At 72.8% G+C, this 15,017-nt stretch carries 17 protein-coding genes and 1 riboswitch; of the genes, 8 read left to right on the forward strand and 9 right to left on the reverse strand.

Annotation, left to right across the window (positions count from 1 at the left end; translation table 11 throughout):
* Positions 1-26 precede the first annotated feature (26 nt).
* Positions 27-896, forward strand: a complete 870-nt coding sequence (locus JOF41_RS15710) for a RecB family exonuclease (RefSeq protein WP_189227384.1) — start codon at positions 27-29, stop codon at positions 894-896.
* A gap of 17 nt (positions 897-913) precedes the next feature.
* Here the strand turns inward: JOF41_RS15710 and JOF41_RS15715 are convergent, their stop codons facing one another.
* From JOF41_RS15715 to JOF41_RS15730, 4 genes are all read right to left on the reverse strand, one after another.
* Positions 914-1,201 carry an antibiotic biosynthesis monooxygenase family protein gene (locus JOF41_RS15715; protein ID WP_209619833.1) on the reverse strand — a complete coding sequence of 96 codons (288 nt, stop codon included), beginning with the start codon at positions 1,199-1,201 and terminating at the stop codon, positions 914-916.
* On the reverse strand, positions 1,198-1,461 hold the full coding sequence (locus tag JOF41_RS15720; protein WP_209619835.1) for a phosphoribosyl-ATP diphosphatase: 264 nt from the start codon (positions 1,459-1,461) through the stop codon (positions 1,198-1,200). Before JOF41_RS15720 ends, JOF41_RS15715 begins: the two co-directional genes overlap by 4 nt.
* Before the next feature lie 79 nt (positions 1,462-1,540).
* Entirely contained in the window at positions 1,541-1,981 is a 441-nt protein-coding gene (locus tag JOF41_RS15725; protein ID WP_209619837.1) for a GNAT family N-acetyltransferase, read from the reverse strand.
* A 68-nt stretch (positions 1,982-2,049) separates the two neighbouring features.
* Positions 2,050-2,985 (reverse strand): SDR family NAD(P)-dependent oxidoreductase, encoded by a 936-nt coding sequence (locus JOF41_RS15730; RefSeq protein ID WP_189227380.1) that lies wholly within the window; start codon positions 2,983-2,985, stop codon positions 2,050-2,052.
* 112 nt (positions 2,986-3,097) lie between these two features.
* Here JOF41_RS15730 and JOF41_RS15735 point away from each other — a divergent pair, with 112 nt between their 5' ends.
* The 6 genes from JOF41_RS15735 to JOF41_RS15760 all read left to right on the forward strand — a co-directional run bounded on the left by JOF41_RS15735 (position 3,098) and on the right by JOF41_RS15760 (position 7,804).
* The gene (locus tag JOF41_RS15735) at positions 3,098-3,661 is read left to right on the forward strand and encodes a TetR/AcrR family transcriptional regulator (protein WP_189227379.1); all 564 of its coding nucleotides are present in this window, start codon (positions 3,098-3,100) and stop codon (positions 3,659-3,661) included.
* Between the two features lie 356 nt (positions 3,662-4,017).
* Positions 4,018-4,560, forward strand: a complete 543-nt coding sequence (locus JOF41_RS15740; protein WP_189227378.1) for an RICIN domain-containing protein — start codon at positions 4,018-4,020, stop codon at positions 4,558-4,560.
* A 143-nt stretch (positions 4,561-4,703) separates the two neighbouring features.
* Positions 4,704-5,849 (forward strand): GNAT family N-acetyltransferase, encoded by a 1,146-nt coding sequence (locus JOF41_RS15745; protein ID WP_209619839.1) that lies wholly within the window; start codon positions 4,704-4,706, stop codon positions 5,847-5,849.
* Positions 5,850-5,882: 33 nt separating this feature from the next.
* Positions 5,883-6,569 (forward strand): (2Fe-2S)-binding protein, encoded by a 687-nt coding sequence (locus JOF41_RS15750; RefSeq protein ID WP_209619841.1) that lies wholly within the window; start codon positions 5,883-5,885, stop codon positions 6,567-6,569.
* 39 nt (positions 6,570-6,608) lie between these two features.
* A riboswitch (cobalamin riboswitch) is annotated at positions 6,609-6,784 on the forward strand.
* A gap of 30 nt (positions 6,785-6,814) precedes the next feature.
* A complete protein-coding gene (locus JOF41_RS15755; protein WP_189227376.1) occupies positions 6,815-7,000 on the forward strand; it encodes a CbtB domain-containing protein in 186 nt (61 codons plus the stop codon).
* 75 nt (positions 7,001-7,075) lie between these two features.
* On the forward strand, positions 7,076-7,804 hold the full coding sequence (locus JOF41_RS15760) for a CbtA family protein (protein WP_209619845.1): 729 nt from the start codon (positions 7,076-7,078) through the stop codon (positions 7,802-7,804).
* An 8-nt stretch (positions 7,805-7,812) separates the two neighbouring features.
* On the opposite strand, the gene JOF41_RS15765 is transcribed toward JOF41_RS15760, so the two are convergent.
* Genes JOF41_RS15765 through metH form a run of 4 tightly spaced genes read right to left on the reverse strand, consistent with a single transcriptional unit; the run spans position 7,813 to position 13,081 of the window.
* The gene (locus tag JOF41_RS15765) at positions 7,813-8,406 is read right to left on the reverse strand and encodes a Uma2 family endonuclease (RefSeq protein WP_189227374.1); all 594 of its coding nucleotides are present in this window, start codon (positions 8,404-8,406) and stop codon (positions 7,813-7,815) included.
* Between the two features lie 17 nt (positions 8,407-8,423).
* A complete protein-coding gene (locus JOF41_RS15770) occupies positions 8,424-9,095 on the reverse strand; it encodes an HAD family hydrolase (RefSeq protein ID WP_209619848.1) in 672 nt (223 codons plus the stop codon).
* Between the two features lie 12 nt (positions 9,096-9,107).
* Positions 9,108-9,545 (reverse strand): DUF3592 domain-containing protein, encoded by a 438-nt coding sequence (locus JOF41_RS15775; RefSeq protein WP_209619850.1) that lies wholly within the window; start codon positions 9,543-9,545, stop codon positions 9,108-9,110.
* Positions 9,542-13,081: a methionine synthase gene (gene metH, locus JOF41_RS15780; RefSeq protein WP_209619853.1), complete on the reverse strand. Its 3,540-nt coding sequence runs from the start codon at positions 13,079-13,081 to the stop codon at positions 9,542-9,544. Before metH ends, JOF41_RS15775 begins: the two co-directional genes overlap by 4 nt.
* Positions 13,082-13,131: 50 nt before the next feature.
* Here metH and JOF41_RS15785 point away from each other — a divergent pair, with 50 nt between their 5' ends.
* On the forward strand, positions 13,132-14,028 hold the full coding sequence (locus JOF41_RS15785; RefSeq protein WP_189227370.1) for a PAC2 family protein: 897 nt from the start codon (positions 13,132-13,134) through the stop codon (positions 14,026-14,028).
* Between the two features lie 95 nt (positions 14,029-14,123).
* On the opposite strand, the gene JOF41_RS15790 is transcribed toward JOF41_RS15785, so the two are convergent.
* Positions 14,124-14,957, reverse strand: a complete 834-nt coding sequence (locus JOF41_RS15790) for an NAD(P)H-binding protein (RefSeq protein ID WP_209619856.1) — start codon at positions 14,955-14,957, stop codon at positions 14,124-14,126.
* Positions 14,958-15,017 lie beyond the last annotated feature (60 nt).

The raw sequence follows: 15,017 nt of genomic DNA on the forward strand, positions 1-15,017 counted from the left end.
TCGGTGGGGTGGCATATCGTGCTGGCATGGCAGTGCCGACGACCACCGAACGACCCGTGCGCAGGCCGGCCCTGTCGCCCTCGCGCGCGGGTGACTTCAAGCAGTGCCCGCTGCTGTACCGCTTCCGGGCGGTCGACCGGCTGCCGGAGAAGCCGACGAAGGCGCAGGTGCGCGGCACGGTGGTGCACGCGGTGCTGGAGGACCTGTTCAGCCTGCCCGCCGCCGAGCGGCTGCCCGAGCGGGCCCGCGAGCTGGTGGCCCCGGCCTGGGAGCGGGTGCGCGCGGAGCGCCCGGAGTTCGCCGAGCTGTTCACCGCCGACGAGGCCGACGAGCAGGCCGCCTGGCTGGCCTCGGCGGAGAGCCTGCTGGAGGGCTACTTCGGACTGGAGGACCCGCGCCGGTTCGACCCGGAGTCGCGCGAGCTGCTGGTGGAGTGGGAGATGCCCTCCGGGGTGCTGCTGCGCGGCTACGTCGACCGCGTGGACGTGGCCCCCACCGGTGAGATCCGGGTGGTGGACTACAAGACCGGGGCCGCGCCGAGGGAGGTCGGCGAGGCCAAGGCGCTGTTCCAGATGAAGTTCTACGCGCTGGTGCTGTGGCGGCTGCGCGGTCAGGTGCCCCGGCAGCTGCGGCTGATGTACCTGGCCGATCGGCAGGCGCTGGCCTACACGCCCGACGAGGCCGAGCTGGCCCGGTTCGAGCGCACCCTGGAGGCGATCTGGGAGGCCATCCTGCGCTCGGCGCGCACCGGCGACTTCCGGCCCAACCGGAGCAGGCTGTGCGACTACTGCGACCACAAGGTGCGCTGCCCGGCCTGGGACGGCACCCCGCCGCCCTACCCCGGCTGGCCGGAGCCGGACGCGGGCTCGGAGACGGTCCTGGACCGGGCCGACTGACCGCCCGAGGCCGCCGGTCAGACCGGGCGGAAGTGCTCGACGACCGGGAGCGGGTCGTAGAAGTGGTGCAGCAGCGCCTTCCAGCGCGGGTACAGCGGTCCCTGGCGGAAGCCGACCGTGTGGTCCTCCAGGGTCCGCCAGCGCACCAGCAGCAGGTACCGGCCGGGGCGCCGCACCGACCGCTGCAGTTCCAGGCCCACGAAGCCGGGAGAGGCGGCGATGACCTCCCGTGCCTGGGCGAAGGCCCGCTCGAAGTCCCCCTCCAGGCCGGGGCGGACGTCGAGCGGGGCGACTTCCAGGATCACAGGTGCTTGTAGACGTCTTCGAGGGTCAGACCGCGGCCGAGCATCAGCACCTGCACCCGGTACAGCAGCTGGGAGATCTCCTCGGCCAGGCGCTCGTCGGACTCGTGCTCCGCGGCGATCCAGACCTCGCCCGCCTCCTCCAGCACCTTCTTGCCCTGCGCGTGGACCCCGGCCTCCAGCGCGGCGGCGGTGGCGGACCCCTCGGGGCGGGTGCGGGCGCGTTCGCTCAGCTCGGCGAACAGCTCGTCGAAGGTCTTCACGAGTGTCCATCCTCCCATCCGCCGCCACGGCCGCGGGCGGCGGCCTGCCCGCTCCCCGCCGCTCGCGGGACCTGACCGGTCAGATGCCGTAGCGGGGGTTGGCGAACGGCCAGTCGCGGGCGATCCACCGGGGGATGAACGCGTCGAGGGCGCGTTCCAGGTCGGTGCCCGCGTGCTCGTCGACCACCCACCAGGAGATCAGCGCGTCCTCGCCCTCCGGGTCGATGTAGACGCAGCCCAGCACCGCGCTCTCCTCCGCGTCGAACAGCACGTAGTTGAACGACTCGTGCGCCTCGATCTCCCGCTCGTGCCGGGCGAGGTCGGCGCGGTTCTGCTCGGGGGTCATCGTGGCGGGCGGCCAGCCCCACACCTGGCCGTACAACGCCCACAGCCGCTCCCGCGAGCCCATCACCGCCGGGTAGTCCCGGGCGGCGTCGGACTCGCGGATCGGGCGCAGGTGGTGCCCGGTGCCGATGTCGACGCGGGTGGGGTGGGCGAAGTCGTGCGGGAGCCAGGACATGGGCGGGATTGTGCGTGGCGGCCGGGTGGGACCGCGAGCGGATTATCGCGCGGCGGGGACCGGCGGGCTCAGCCCGCGAGGATCTTCTCCGAGACCTCCCACAGCCGGGCGGCGGTCTCCGGGTCCAGGGCGTGGGCCGCCACGCCGCGGCTGGTGCCCGGCTGGTGCGGCAGGGCCTCGGCGCAGTCCTCGAAGTACCGCCCACCCACTCCCTCCAACAGCGGCGAGGTGGCCACCAGCACGGAGGTCGCCGCGCCCTGCTGCGGCGTCTTCCACCGCATGCCTCGCGCCTCCAGCACTGAGCGCAGCTGCCGCAGCTCCTCCTCCGCGAGGTGGCGCTGGAGGTTGGTCTCGATCGCGCCGGGCATCAGGGAGTTGACCGTGATGCCGTCGGCCTCCCAGCGCCGGGTCGCCTCGACGGCGAACAGCACGTTCGCGGTCTTGGACTGGCTGTAGGCCAGCCACGGGTCGTACGGGCGCTCGGTGAAGTGGACGTCCTCGAACAGCACCGGCGACCACAGGTGCGCGGAGGAGCTGACCGACACCACCCGCGCCCCCTCGCTGGCCAGTGCCCGGTGCAGGCCCCTGGTCAGCGCGAAGTGGCCGAGGTGGTTGGTGGCGAACTGCAGTTCCCAGCCGTCGGCCGTGCGGGTGTGCGGCGTGGCCATGACGCCCGCGTTGTTGACCAGGACGTGCAGCGGCCCGTCCCAGTTGGCGGTGAACGCCGCGACGGAGGCCCGGTCGGTCAGGTCCAGCGGGGCGACCACGACGCGGCCGTTGCCGGTGTCGGCGGTGATCTCGGCGGCGGCGCGCTGCCCGGCCGCGATGTCGCGGACCGCCAGGGTGACGTCGGCGCCCGCGCCCGCCAGCGCCCGCGCGGTCTCCACCCCGATGCCCGAGGCGCCCCCGGTGACCACCGCGCGGCGACCCGTCAGGTCGATGCCCGCCACGACCTGCGCGGCGGTCGACTCCGCGGTGAACGGGGTGCTGATGTGCTCGGTCATGTGCTCCATCCCCTGCCCTACACTGAACCGGAGGCTCCTCCGTTAACTCGACGGTAAGCGGAGGAGTCTCCACTTAGCATCGCGAGCTGCGTCACACCCTCCAGGAGGAGCCGTGCAGGCCGCCAGCCCCCGCCCCCTGCGCGCCGACGCCCGGCGCAACCGCGACCGCCTCCTCGCGACCGCCCTGCAGGCGTTCTCCCAGGAGGGCGCGGAGGTGCCGCTGGAGTCCATCGCCAAGCGGGCGGGCGTGGGCATCGGCACCCTCTACCGGCACTTCCCCACCCGCGAAGCCCTGGCCGAGGCCGTCTACCGGGCCGAGCTGGACAAGCTGTGCGACGCCGCCCCCGAACTGCTCGGCGCGCTGCCCGCCGACCAGGCGCTGCGGGCGTGGATGGACCGCTTCCTCGGCTACCGGGCCACCAAGCGGGGACTGGCCGACGCCCTGCGCGCGGTCGTCTCCTCCGGCGCGGCCCCTTACGCGCACTCCCTGGAACGGCTGGTCGAGGCGATCGCCACGCTGCTGGACGCGGGCGCGGACCAGGGCGTGCTGCGCCCGGAGGTCGACCCGGTCGACGTGCTGACCGGCATCAGCGGCGCCTTCCTGGCCACCGACGACCCGGTCCGCGCGGGCCGGGTGCTGGACCTGCTGCTGGAGGGTCTGCGCGGGCGCGGCTGAGATCCGCTTCCCCGGCACCGCCCGGAGCCCGGCCCGAACCGGCGAATCGAACCAGGGGCACCGGCACTCGGAGGCCGATCGGCTGAAATGATCGCGGTGGCGAGCAAAAGCATTCGGATTGAATTTTGCCGTTCCGCGCCCACCTCGCAATAGCCCACTCGACCGTGTCACTCATCCGATTATTCTCGACTACGGAGCGAGGTCGCCCCTCGGGGTGTTCAGCGGTCGGTTCCTCGACAGGTGGCAGTGGGGAGTGAAATCACGCGCACGCCTTGCGGCGACCGGACTTTCGGCGCAGTCTCGCATCGGCTTCTCGCTCCGAGAGTCCCGATGCGCCCAGCGAAAGGTTGCCCGACATGGTGAAGTCCGTCGTCCGGTTCACGCTCTCCGCGGCGGCTCTGCTCGGCCTCGCGTTCGCTCCTCACGGCCTCGCCTCGGCCGCCGAGGAGGAACCGCAGGCGGAGATCCAGCACGACTACTACGCGATGGTCAACGACCAGACCGGGAAGTGCTGGGACATATACCAGCGTTCTTGGAACAACGACGCCCGGATCGTGCAGTTCGACTGCGCCGAACTGCCGTCGAGTCGGCAGTGGTACCTCGAGGACCGAGGAAATGGCGAGCACGCCATCAGGAGCAAGATGACCGACAAGTGCGTGGACATCTACCAGCAGAACAACGGCAACGATGTCGGACTGGTCCAATACGACTGCCACTACGCCCCCAGCCAGCGGTGGACCCTCCAGCCCTCATCCGTACCCGGCCACCGACTCATCAGGAACGTGCAGTCGGGCCGATGTGTCGACGTCTTCCAGCGCAGTTCGGACAACAACGTCCCCATTGTTCAATACGACTGCCACGGCGCGAGCAGTGAGCGGTGGCTGTTGGCCTCGGTCTGATCAATCCGCGGCAGGCGTGCGTGGGCGGTACGACGAGGGACGCGGTCGTCCCCCGGAAGTGCCGCCCACCCACTGCTGAACGGCCCGCGCGGGCGGTTGAAATCCGCTGGCCGGGCCCGTCGCGATCCGGCCACACTGCCCGGATGCTGCTGCGCACCGCGCAACCGCGCGACCTCGACCAGATCGGCGCGCTGCTGGCCGAGCGGGGCGAACCCGAGGACGCCGAGGACCACCGCCTGGTGGTGCTGGACCCCGATGCCGGGTTCGAGTCGTGCGGGGTGGTGGTGGACGGCGACCGCGTGGTCTCCACCGCGACGCTGCTGGACGAGACGCTGGTGCTGGACGGCCTGGAAATCCCGGCCGGACAGGTCGAACTGGTGGCCACCCACCGCGAGCACGAGGGACGCGGCCTGGTCCGCGGGCTCATGGCGTGGGCGCACGAGCGGTCCGCCGCGCGCGGGCACCTGGTCCAGGTGATGCTCGGCATCCCCTACTTCTACCGGCGGTTCGGCTACACCTACGCCATCCCGATCCCGGCCACCCGGCCGGTCGCCACCCGGCCGGAGTCCTCCGGGCACCTGCTGCGCGAGGCCACCGCCGCCGACATCCCGACCCTGGCCGCCCTCCAGGACGCCGAGCAGGCCCGCGCGGACCTGCGGATGCCGCACTCGCCCGCGCGGTGGCGGTGGCTGGTCGCGCACCAGGCCAGCACGCAGTGGCTGGTCGAGCGCGACGGCGTGCCGGTGGCCGCGGGCCGGACCGCCGAGGCGCACCTGACCGAGGTCGCCGCCGTGGACGCCGAAGCGGCCCGCGCCCTGCTGGCGCTGACCGGTGCGGCCGAGGTCACCGAGCGCCCCGGCACGGTCGCGGGCGAGGCGCTGGCGCCGTTCCTCGGCCCCGCGCCGGAGGAGGCCGCCAGCTACTACGTCCGGGTCGCCGACCCGGTGGCGCTGCTGGAGCACCTGCGCCCCGTGCTGTCGGCCCGCTTGGCGGGCGCGGGCCTCACCGACGGGGAGGCGGTCGTGTCGTTCTTCTCCTCCCACGTCCGCCTGCCGTTCGCGGCGGGCGAGGTGGGCCCGGTGCGGGCGGGCGGCACCATGCAGGGGCCGGCCGCGGTGGGCGGCGCGGGCGTGGCCCCGGACCTGGTCGCGTCGCTGCTGTTCGGCCCGCACGGCATCCAGGGCCTGGCCGCCCGCCACCCCGACGTCTACCCCGGCCCGAACGCCACCCTGATGCGCGCGCTGTTCCCACCGGTGCGCGCGGACCTGCTGACCTTCTACGTGCCGTAGGACCCGCCCGAGGACGCACGGCAGACTGACCGCGTGTCCCAGTTCGCCCGAGTCCTCACCACGCTGCGCGAGATCCGCGGCATCAGCCCGTTCTTCGCCCTGGACGTCGGCCGCCCCGACCCGAGCTGGCTGTCCGGCGACGCCCTGCTCGACGGCGACGCCCTGCCCGCCACCCTCGACGCGATCGCCCGGCGCTACCGGACCGGCGAACCGCGCGTGGCGGCGTCGCTGTTCTTCCTCGGCTACACCGCCCGGCTGCTGTGCCCGGTGGTCGCCGCGCACGTCACCGGGCGGGCAGCACCGGACATCCGGCCCGCCAACCTCTGGTGGCACCACAGCGCCGACGGCCTGCGGGTCAGGATCGCCGACCCGGTGGAGGGCGGAGGCATCGCCGACGCCCTGGAACCGGTGGTGGACGCGATCCGCCGGGTCACCCCGGTGGCGCGCGGCCTGCTGTGGGGCAACGCGGCCTCGTCCATCGCGGGCGCCCTGCGCACGCTGAGCCGCAGCGGTGCCGCCGAGGCGGAGCAGTGCGTGGCCATCGGGCGGCGAATGCTCGCGCAGCCGCCGTTCACCGGCTCGGGCGACTTCATCCCGTTCCCCGGCGAGGTCGCGTTCCGCAGGCGCAGCTGCTGCCTGTACTACCGGCTCGACGGCGGCGGCACGTGCGGTGACTGCCCACTGCCCTCCGGGGGTGATCGCGCGCGGCTACAGAGGTGACATCGCCGGTCACCCGTTGTGCGCACGCGGCCCGGCCCCTTATCGTGCGCAGGCCGCGGTGGACGGGAAGCCGGTGGGAATCCGGCGCGGTCCTCGCCACTGTGACCGGGGAGCCAACCCGCCGAGCACGTCACTGGCCGCACCGCGCGGCTGGGAAGACGCGGGAGAAGCACTGATCCGGGAGCCAGGAGACCGGCTGCGGCGCCGTTGTTGCAGACCTTCCACGAGGCATGGAGGAATCGGTCATGACGAGCCCCTCGCACCCGCTCTCCCCGGCGCTGCCCCGGTGGGCCTACGCCGTCGCCCTGCTCGCCCTGGCGGTGACCTGGGTCGTGCTCCAGGAGAACGGCCTCGCCCTCGGCCACGCCGCCGAAGTCGTCCACGAGTTCTTCCACGACGGCCGCCACGCGCTCGGCGTCCCCTGCCACTGACGTGGCCTGGTCGGTGTGGCTGCCGTGGTGGCTGCTCGGGTGGTTCGGCGTGGAGCTACAGGACGGGCGGGCGAGGTGAACTCGTTCAGGGGTGTGCTGCTGCGGGGGCTGGCGGCGGGCGGGGTCGCGGGGGTGCTCGCGGGCCTGGTCGGGCTGGTCGTGGTGGAGGCGCCGATCCGCGCGGCGCTGGCGGTCGAACAGGCGCGTGGCGAGGTCGGGGACGGCCACGAGCACGGTGAACTGGTCAGCCGCGGCACGCAGGTGGTCGGTGGTGTGCTCGCCGCTGTTGTCGTCGGGGTCGCGCTCGGCGCGCTGTTCGCCACCGCCCACGCGGGCGCGCGGCGGTGGTTGCCGCGGCGGTCGCCGTTCGCGCGCAGCGTCGCGCTGTCGGCGGCGCTGTTCGGCGCGGCGGCGCTGATGCCCGCGGTGAAGTACCCGGCCAACCCGCCGGGGGTGGGCGACGGGTCCACCGTGGAGTACCGGACGGTGCTCTACCTGGGGCTGATCGCGGCGGGCCTGCTGGTCGTGCACGGCGCCGGGGTGCTGGCGGCGCGGCTGGCGCACCTGGCCGAGCCGGTGCGGTTCACCGCGGTGGCGCTGGCGGTGGTCGCCGCGGCGGTGGTGCTGCTGGTGGTGTTCCCGGCCGGTCCGGACCAGATCCCGGCGGACGTGCCCGCCGGGCTGCTGTGGGAGTTCCGGCTGGCCTCGCTGGCCGAGACCGCCACCCTGTGGCTGGGGCTGGGCCTGGCCTTCGGCCTGCTCGTCGACCCGGCCACCCGCCGGACCCGCCTGACTTCGGCCTGAGCGCAGCCCTACAGGTCCAGCAGTTCGGTCGGGTCGAGCGAGATTTCGAAGGGGTCATCGACTTCGAACCGCTCACCCGACCGGGCGTCGGCGACCACCTGGTAGACGCCGTCGCGGAGCGCGGACAGCCTCAGCGAGGCGAACCGCCGCCGTAGATCCGCTTCACCGAACAGGTAGTACTCGACACCTTCCGACGCGCACAGCGCGGGTTTGTCGATCCGGTCCCGTCGGCGGCTGGTAGGCGAGACGAACTCGCCTACGAGGACCACGTCCTCCACATCCACCCAGACACCTTCCACGGGGCTGCGCACCACCGCGAAATCCGGTTGGATCCACCGCTGCGCGCCGAACCTGACGTTCAGCGTGGTGTAGACGCGGAGACCGGCCTTGCGCGCGGCGGGCTTGACGATGTCGCGCAACTCCGCAGCCGCATACGTGTTGGGTCCTGCCTCGTACGGGCTCAAAATCAGTCGTCCGTCCACGCACTCGTACTTGGCCGGTGGCACGCCGTCGATCGGCAGGTACCGCTCAGCGAGATCGGTGGTCCACATGCCTGCGAGATCGACCAGCGGGTCGAAGGGCGGATGTGCTGGTGCGGCCATGACCACCTCCTCTCCGCTCAGCCTACCGCTGAGAGCAGCGTCGTCAGCAGCGAGTGGTCGACGCCGGTCAGCGAGTCGCGGAAGACCCGGCGCTCCCCCGGCTCCACCGGCACGTCGCACGGCACGACCAGCACGGTGCAGCCCGCCGCCACGGCGGAGGCCACGCCGGTCGGCGAGTCCTCGACGGCCACGCAGCGCGTCGGGTCCGCGCCCAGCAGCCGGGCCGCCTTCAGGTACGGGTCGGGCAGCGGCTTGTTGCGGCCCCCCACCTCGTCGCCGCACACCGTGGCGTCGAACAGGTCGCGGCCGATGGTGTCCAGCGCGACCTCGGTCAACCTCCGCTCGGTGGAGGTCACCAGCGCCATCGGCACCCCCGAGGAGCGCACCGCCCGCAGCGCCTCGCGCGCCCCCGGCCGCCACGGCAGGCCCGCGCGGAAGACCTCCTCGGTGCGCCGCGAGATCCACGCCGCGCCATCGGCCAGGTCCGCCGGGGTCGGCTCGACGCCCACCTCCGCGAACAGCAGCGTCATCGTGGTCGGCACGTTGGTGCCGACCATCTTCTGCCGCGTGGCGTGCGAGAGCGTGCCGCCCAGCTTCTCGGCGAACTCGTAGAGCGGGATGTCCCACAGCTTCTCCGAGTCCAGCAGCGTGCCGTCCATGTCCCACAGCACCGCGTCCAGCTCAACCACGCACTTCCTCCATCACCTTCGTCGGCGCGTCGCGCGCCGACGGTCGAACAGCCCGGAACAGCCCCGCACCACCAGCAGGCCCCCGAGCAGCAGCGGCACCGCGAGCAGCGCGGTCGACCACAGGGGGTCGTTGGCGACCTCCTCGGTGCGCACGCGGTCGGGGTCCGCGGGGTCGTGGAACACCGTCACCCGGTCGCCGACCCGGTGCGGCGGCACGCGATCGTCCGACAGCAGCGTGCGGACCCGCTCGACGCCGTCCACGGTGAACCGCACGTCCACCGACGAGGGCGGCCTCGTCGCCTCGTGCACCCGCACCACGACGCCGGGCACGCGCGCACCCGTGCGCAGCAGCTCGTCACCCGCGTCCAGGACCAGGCCCGCGCTCGCCACGAACACGCCCAGCAGTGACGTCCCCGCGACGAGCTCGACCGCCCGGCCCGGCGGTCTCACGCGTTGAAGTACTTCGCCTCGGGGTGGTGGGCCACGAACGCGTCGGTCGACTGCTCCGGGTGCAGCTGCAGCTCCTCGGACAGCCGCACGCCGATCCGCTCCGGCTCCAGCAGCTCGACGACCTTGGTCCGGTCCTCCATGTTCGGGCAGGCGCCGTAGCCCAGCGAGTAGCGGGCTCCCCGGTAGCCGAGCTTGAAGAACTCCTCCACCTCGCTCGGGTCCTCCTCGGCCACCGCGGTGCCGTCGGTCCAGCGCAGCTCCTCGCGGATGCGCCGGTGCCAGTACTCGGCCAGCGCCTCGGTCAGCTGCACGCCCAGGCCGTGCACCTCCAGGTACTCCCGGTAGGCGTCCTTGGCGAACAGGTCGTTGGCGTAGTCGGCGATCGGCTGGCCCATGGTGACCAGGTGGAAGGCGATCACGTCCACCTCGCCGGAGGAGCGCGGGCGCCAGAAGTCGGCCAGGCAGAGCCGCCGGTCGCGCTTCTGCCGGGGGAAGGTGAACCGCAGCCGCTCGGGCGCGTCGGGCCGGGGCTCGGTGAGGATCACCAGGTCGTCGCCCTCGGACACGCACGGGAAGTAGCCGTAGACCACCGCCGCGCTGGCCAGCACGCCCTCGGTGGTCAGCCGGTCCAGCCAGTACCGCAGCCGCGGCCTGCCCTCGGTCTCCACCAGCTCCTCGTAGGTGGGGCCGTTGCCGCCGCGCGCGCCGCGCAGGCCCCACTGGCCCATGAAGGTGGCGCGCTCGTCGAGCATCGCGGCGTAGTCGGCCACCGGCACGCCCTTGACCACGCGGGTGCCCCAGAACGGCGGGGTCGGGATCGGCACGTCGGTGGCCACGTCGGAGCGGCCCACCGGCTCGGGCTCGGCGCGGGCGGCCTTGCGCTCGGCGGCGATGCGCAGCGACCGCTCCCGGCGGGCCTTGCGCTCGGCGGCCTTGCGCTCGGCCTCCGGGTCGACCGCGGGGGCCTCACCGCGCTTGACCGCCATGATGCCGTCCATCAGCCGCAGCCCCTCGAAGGCGTCGCGGGCGTAGCGCACCTGCCCCTGGTACAGGTCGGCCAGGTCGTTCTCCACGTACGCGCGGGTCAGCGCCGCCCCGCCGAGCAGCACCGGCCACCGGTCGGCGACCCCGCGCGAGTTCATCTCCTCCAGGTTCTCCTTCATGATCACCGTGGACTTGACCAGCAGGCCGGACATGCCGATGGCGTCGGCGCGGTGCTCCTCGGCGGCGTCGAGGATGGCGTTGATCGGCTGCTTGATGCCGATGTTGACCACCTCGTAGCCGTTGTTGGACAGGATGATGTCCACCAGGTTCTTGCCGATGTCGTGCACGTCGCCCTTGACCGTGGCCAGCACGATGCGGCCCTTGCCGCCGTCGTCGGAGCGCTCCATGTGCGGCTCCAGGTAGGCCACGGCGGCCTTCATGACCTCCGCGGACTGGAGCACGAACGGCAGCTGCATCTGCCCGGAGCCGAACAGCTCGCCCACGGTCTTCATGCCCGCCAGCAGCGTGTCGTTGATGATCTGCAGCGCCGGGCGCTGGGTCAGCGCCTGCTCCAGGTCGGCTTCCAGACCGGTGCGCTCGCCGTCGACGATCCGCCGCTCCAGGCGCTCGAACAGCGGCAGCGCGGCCAGCTCCTCGGCGCGGGAGGCCCGGTCGGACGAGGTGGTGACGCCCTCGAACAGCCGCATCAGCTCCTGCAGCGGGTCGTAGCCCTCGCGGCGGCGGTCGTAGACCAGGTCCAGCGCGACCGCGCGCTGCTCGTCGGGGATGCGCGCCATCGGGATGATCTTCGAGGCGTGCACGATCGCGGTGTCCAGCCCGGCCTGCACGCACTCGTGCAGGAACACCGAGTTGAGCACCTGCCGCGCGGCCGGGTTCAGGCCGAAGGAGATGTTGGAGATGCCGAGCGTGGTCTGCACCTCCGGGTAGCGGCGCTTGAGCTCGCGGATGGCCTCGATGGTCTCCAGGCCGTCGCGGCGCACCTCCTCCTGCCCGGTGGAGATGGGGAAGGTCAGGCAGTCGATGATGATGTCGCTGGTGCGCATCCCCCAGTTCCCGGTCAGGTCCTCGACCAGCCGGGACGCCACGCGCACCTTCCACTCGGCGGTGCGGGCCTGGCCCTCCTCGTCGATGCACAGGCCGACCACCGCGGCGCCGTGCTCGGAGACCAGCCGCATGATGCGCTGGAACCGCGAGTCCGGGCCGTCGCCGTCCTCGTAGTTCACCGAGTTCACCGCGCACCGGCCGCCCAGGCACTCCAGGCCCGCCTCCAGCACGTCGGGCTCGGTGGAGTCGAGCATGATCGGCAGCGTGGAGGCGGTGGCCAGCCTGCCCGCCAGCTCCCGCATGTCCGCCGCGCCGTCGCGGCCGACGTAGTCGACGTTGAGGTCGAGCAGGTGGGCGCCGTCGCGGGTCTGGTCGCGGGCGATCTCCACGCAGTCCTCGAACCGGTCGGCCAGCATGGCCTCGCGGAACTTCTTGGACCCGTTGGCGTTGGTGCGCTCGCCGATCATCAGCACCGAGGCGTCCTGGCGGAACGGCACGGCCTGGTAGAGCGAGGACACGCCGGGCTCGGGGCGGGGGCGGCGCGAGGTCGGGGGCAGCGCCCGGACCGCCTCGGCGACCTGGCGGACGTGCTCGGCGGTGGTGCCGCAGCAGCCGCCGACCAGGCGCGCGCCGAACTCGGTGACGAAGCCGGACAGCGCCGCCGCCAGCTCCTCCGGGGTCAGCGGGTAGACCGCCCCGTTGGGCCCCAGCTCGGGCAGGCCCGCGTTGGGCATGACCGACAGCGGCACCCGCGCGTGCTTGGCCAGGTGGCGCAGGTGCTCGCTCATCTCGGCCGGGCCGGTGGCGCAGTTCATCCCGATCAGGTCGATGCCCAGCGGCTCCAGCGCGTTGAGCGCCGCGCCGATCTCCGAGCCCAGCAGCATGGTGCCGGTGGTCTCGACGGTGACCTGCGCGATGATCGGCACCCGGATGCCCTCGGCGGCCATGGCGCGCTTGGCGCCGATGATCGACGCCTTGGTCTGCAGCAGGTCCTGGGAGGTCTCCACGACCACCGCGTCCGCGCCGCCCACCAGCAGGCCGCGCACCTGCTCCTGGTAGGCGTCGCGCAGGGTGGCGAAGGAGGTGTGGCCCAGGGTGGGCAGCTTGGTGCCAGGACCGACCGAGCCGAGCACGAACCGGGGGCGGCCGGGTTCGCCGAACTCGTCGGCGACCTCGCGGGCCAGCTCGGCGCCCAGCCGGGACAGCTCGAAGATGCGGTCGGCGATGCCGTACTCACCCAGGTTGGCCAGGTTCGCGCCGAAGGTGTTGGTCTCCACCGCGTCGGCACCCGCCTCCAGGTACCCGCGGTGCACCGCGCGCACCACATCCGGCCTTGTCACGTTCAGCATCTCGTTGCAGCCTTCGTGACCTGCGAAGTCGTCGAGGCTGAGGTCTACGGATTGGAGCATGGTGCCCATTGCGCCGTCGGCGACGACCACGCGGTCGGCGAGCGCGTCCAGCAGGGGGGACGAGACACGATCCGGCATGGGCCAAGCCTACGGCGTCAGGCGACCCCCCATGGTCGTAGTCTGACCCGGTGACCGATCCCGACCAGGCCGCCCAGACCCCATTCGAACCCGGCAAACCGCTCACCAACCCGATCATGGTGGCGGCGTTCGAGGGGTGGAACGACGCTGGAGACGCCGCCAGCACCGCGATCGAGCACCTGCAGCTGACTTGGGACGCCAAACCGCTGGCGGAGGTCGACCCCGATGACTACTACGACTTCCAAGTGACGAGGCCCACAGTCCGCATGGTGGACGGCATCACCCGGCGGGTCGAGTTCCCCACCACCCGGCTGTCGGTGTGCAGGCCGCCGGGGTCCTCCACCGACGTGGTGCTCGTGCACGGCATCGAGCCGAACATGCGGTGGCGCAAGTTCGCCGCCGAGCTGCTGGGGCACGTCGAGGAGCTGGGCGTGACGACGGTGGTGACGCTGGGCGCGCTGCTGATGGACACCCCGCACACCCGGCCGGTGCCGGTGACCGGCACGGCCTACGACGCGGCCTCGGCGGCGAAGTTCGGCCTGGAGCGCTCCCGCTACGAGGGGCCGACCGGGATCGTCGGCGTCTTCCAGGACGTGTGCGTGCAGGCGGGGGTCCCCGCGATCTCGTTCTGGGCCGCCGTGCCGCACTACGTGTCCCAGCCGCCCTCCCCCAAGGCCACGCTCGCGCTGCTGCACCGGGTCGAGGAGGTGCTCGACGTGGAGGTGCCGCTGGGGGCGCTGCCGGAGCAGGCCGAGGAGTGGGAGCGCACGGTCAGCGAGATGGCCGACGAGGACGAGGACGTGCGCAACTACGTGCGGGCGCTGGAGGAGCGCGGCGACGCGGAGATCGAGATCACCGAGGCCAGCGGGGACGCGATCGCGGCCGAGTTCGAGCGCTACCTGCGGCGGCGGGGCCGCGGACCCGGCCGGGGCCCCGCCGGGCTCTAGACAGCGGCGCGCGAGTCGGGCGACGACCGGAGGTGGTTACCGGCCCTCGCAGCCCCGTCGGGTAGTACTTGCCGACGGGGCTGGGGTGGTGGTCGTCAGGTCCACGCTCCTGAGGCCGCGGTCCGGACGACGTAGTCCTCGAAGGTCCGGGGCGGCCGTCCCAGCACGGTGGCCAGGTCGTCGGTCGCGGTGGCGAGCAGCCCGCGCGCCATGAGCACGAACATCTCGGCGACGTGGTGGGCGCTCTGCTCGTCCAGGCCCTGCTCGACCAGCGTCGCGGCGTACTCGGCGGGGGTGATCCGCCGGTAGGCGATCTCCCGGCCGGACGCGCGGGAGATCAGTTCGACGGCCTCGGCGAAGGTGAGCGCGCGCGGCCCGGTCAGCTCGTAGACCCGTCCGGCGTGCCGACCGGGTTGGGTCAGCACCGCGACCGCGGCATCGGCGATGTCCTCGACGTCGACGAACGGCTCGGGCACCGCGTCCGCCGGGAGCGCCAGCTCCCCGGCCACCAGCGGGGCGTGGAAGACGTCCTCGTCGAAGTTCTGGTCGAAGTTCGACGCCCGCAGCACGGTCCACTCCAGCGCCGAGCCGCGCACGGCGTCCTCGGCCGAGCGCATGTCCAGCCCGAACGCGGAGTCGCCCCAGGTGTCGGCACCGCGCCCGGAGAGCAGGACCAGCCGCCGCACCCCGGCGGCCTCGGCCCGCGCCACGAACTCGTGCACCGGGCCCGGCACGGTCGGGGCCACCACGTAGACGGCGGTGACGCCCCGCAGTGCCGCGTCCCAGCCGCCGGGGTCGGACCAGTCGAAGCGGGTGGAGCTGGACCGGGAAGCGGTGCGCACGGGCGTGCCGCGCAGGCGCAGCCGGGGCACGATCCGCCGACCGGTCTTGCCGGTCGCGCCCAGGACGAGTGTGGTGCTGTCGCTCATGGCATCGATTCAACACCAGCAAATTGGACGAGCCCATAGGTGATCAGCCAGACCTCCTGT

This window comes from Saccharothrix coeruleofusca (genome assembly GCF_017876325.1).
Taxonomy (GTDB): domain Bacteria; phylum Actinomycetota; class Actinomycetes; order Mycobacteriales; family Pseudonocardiaceae; genus Actinosynnema; species Actinosynnema coeruleofuscum.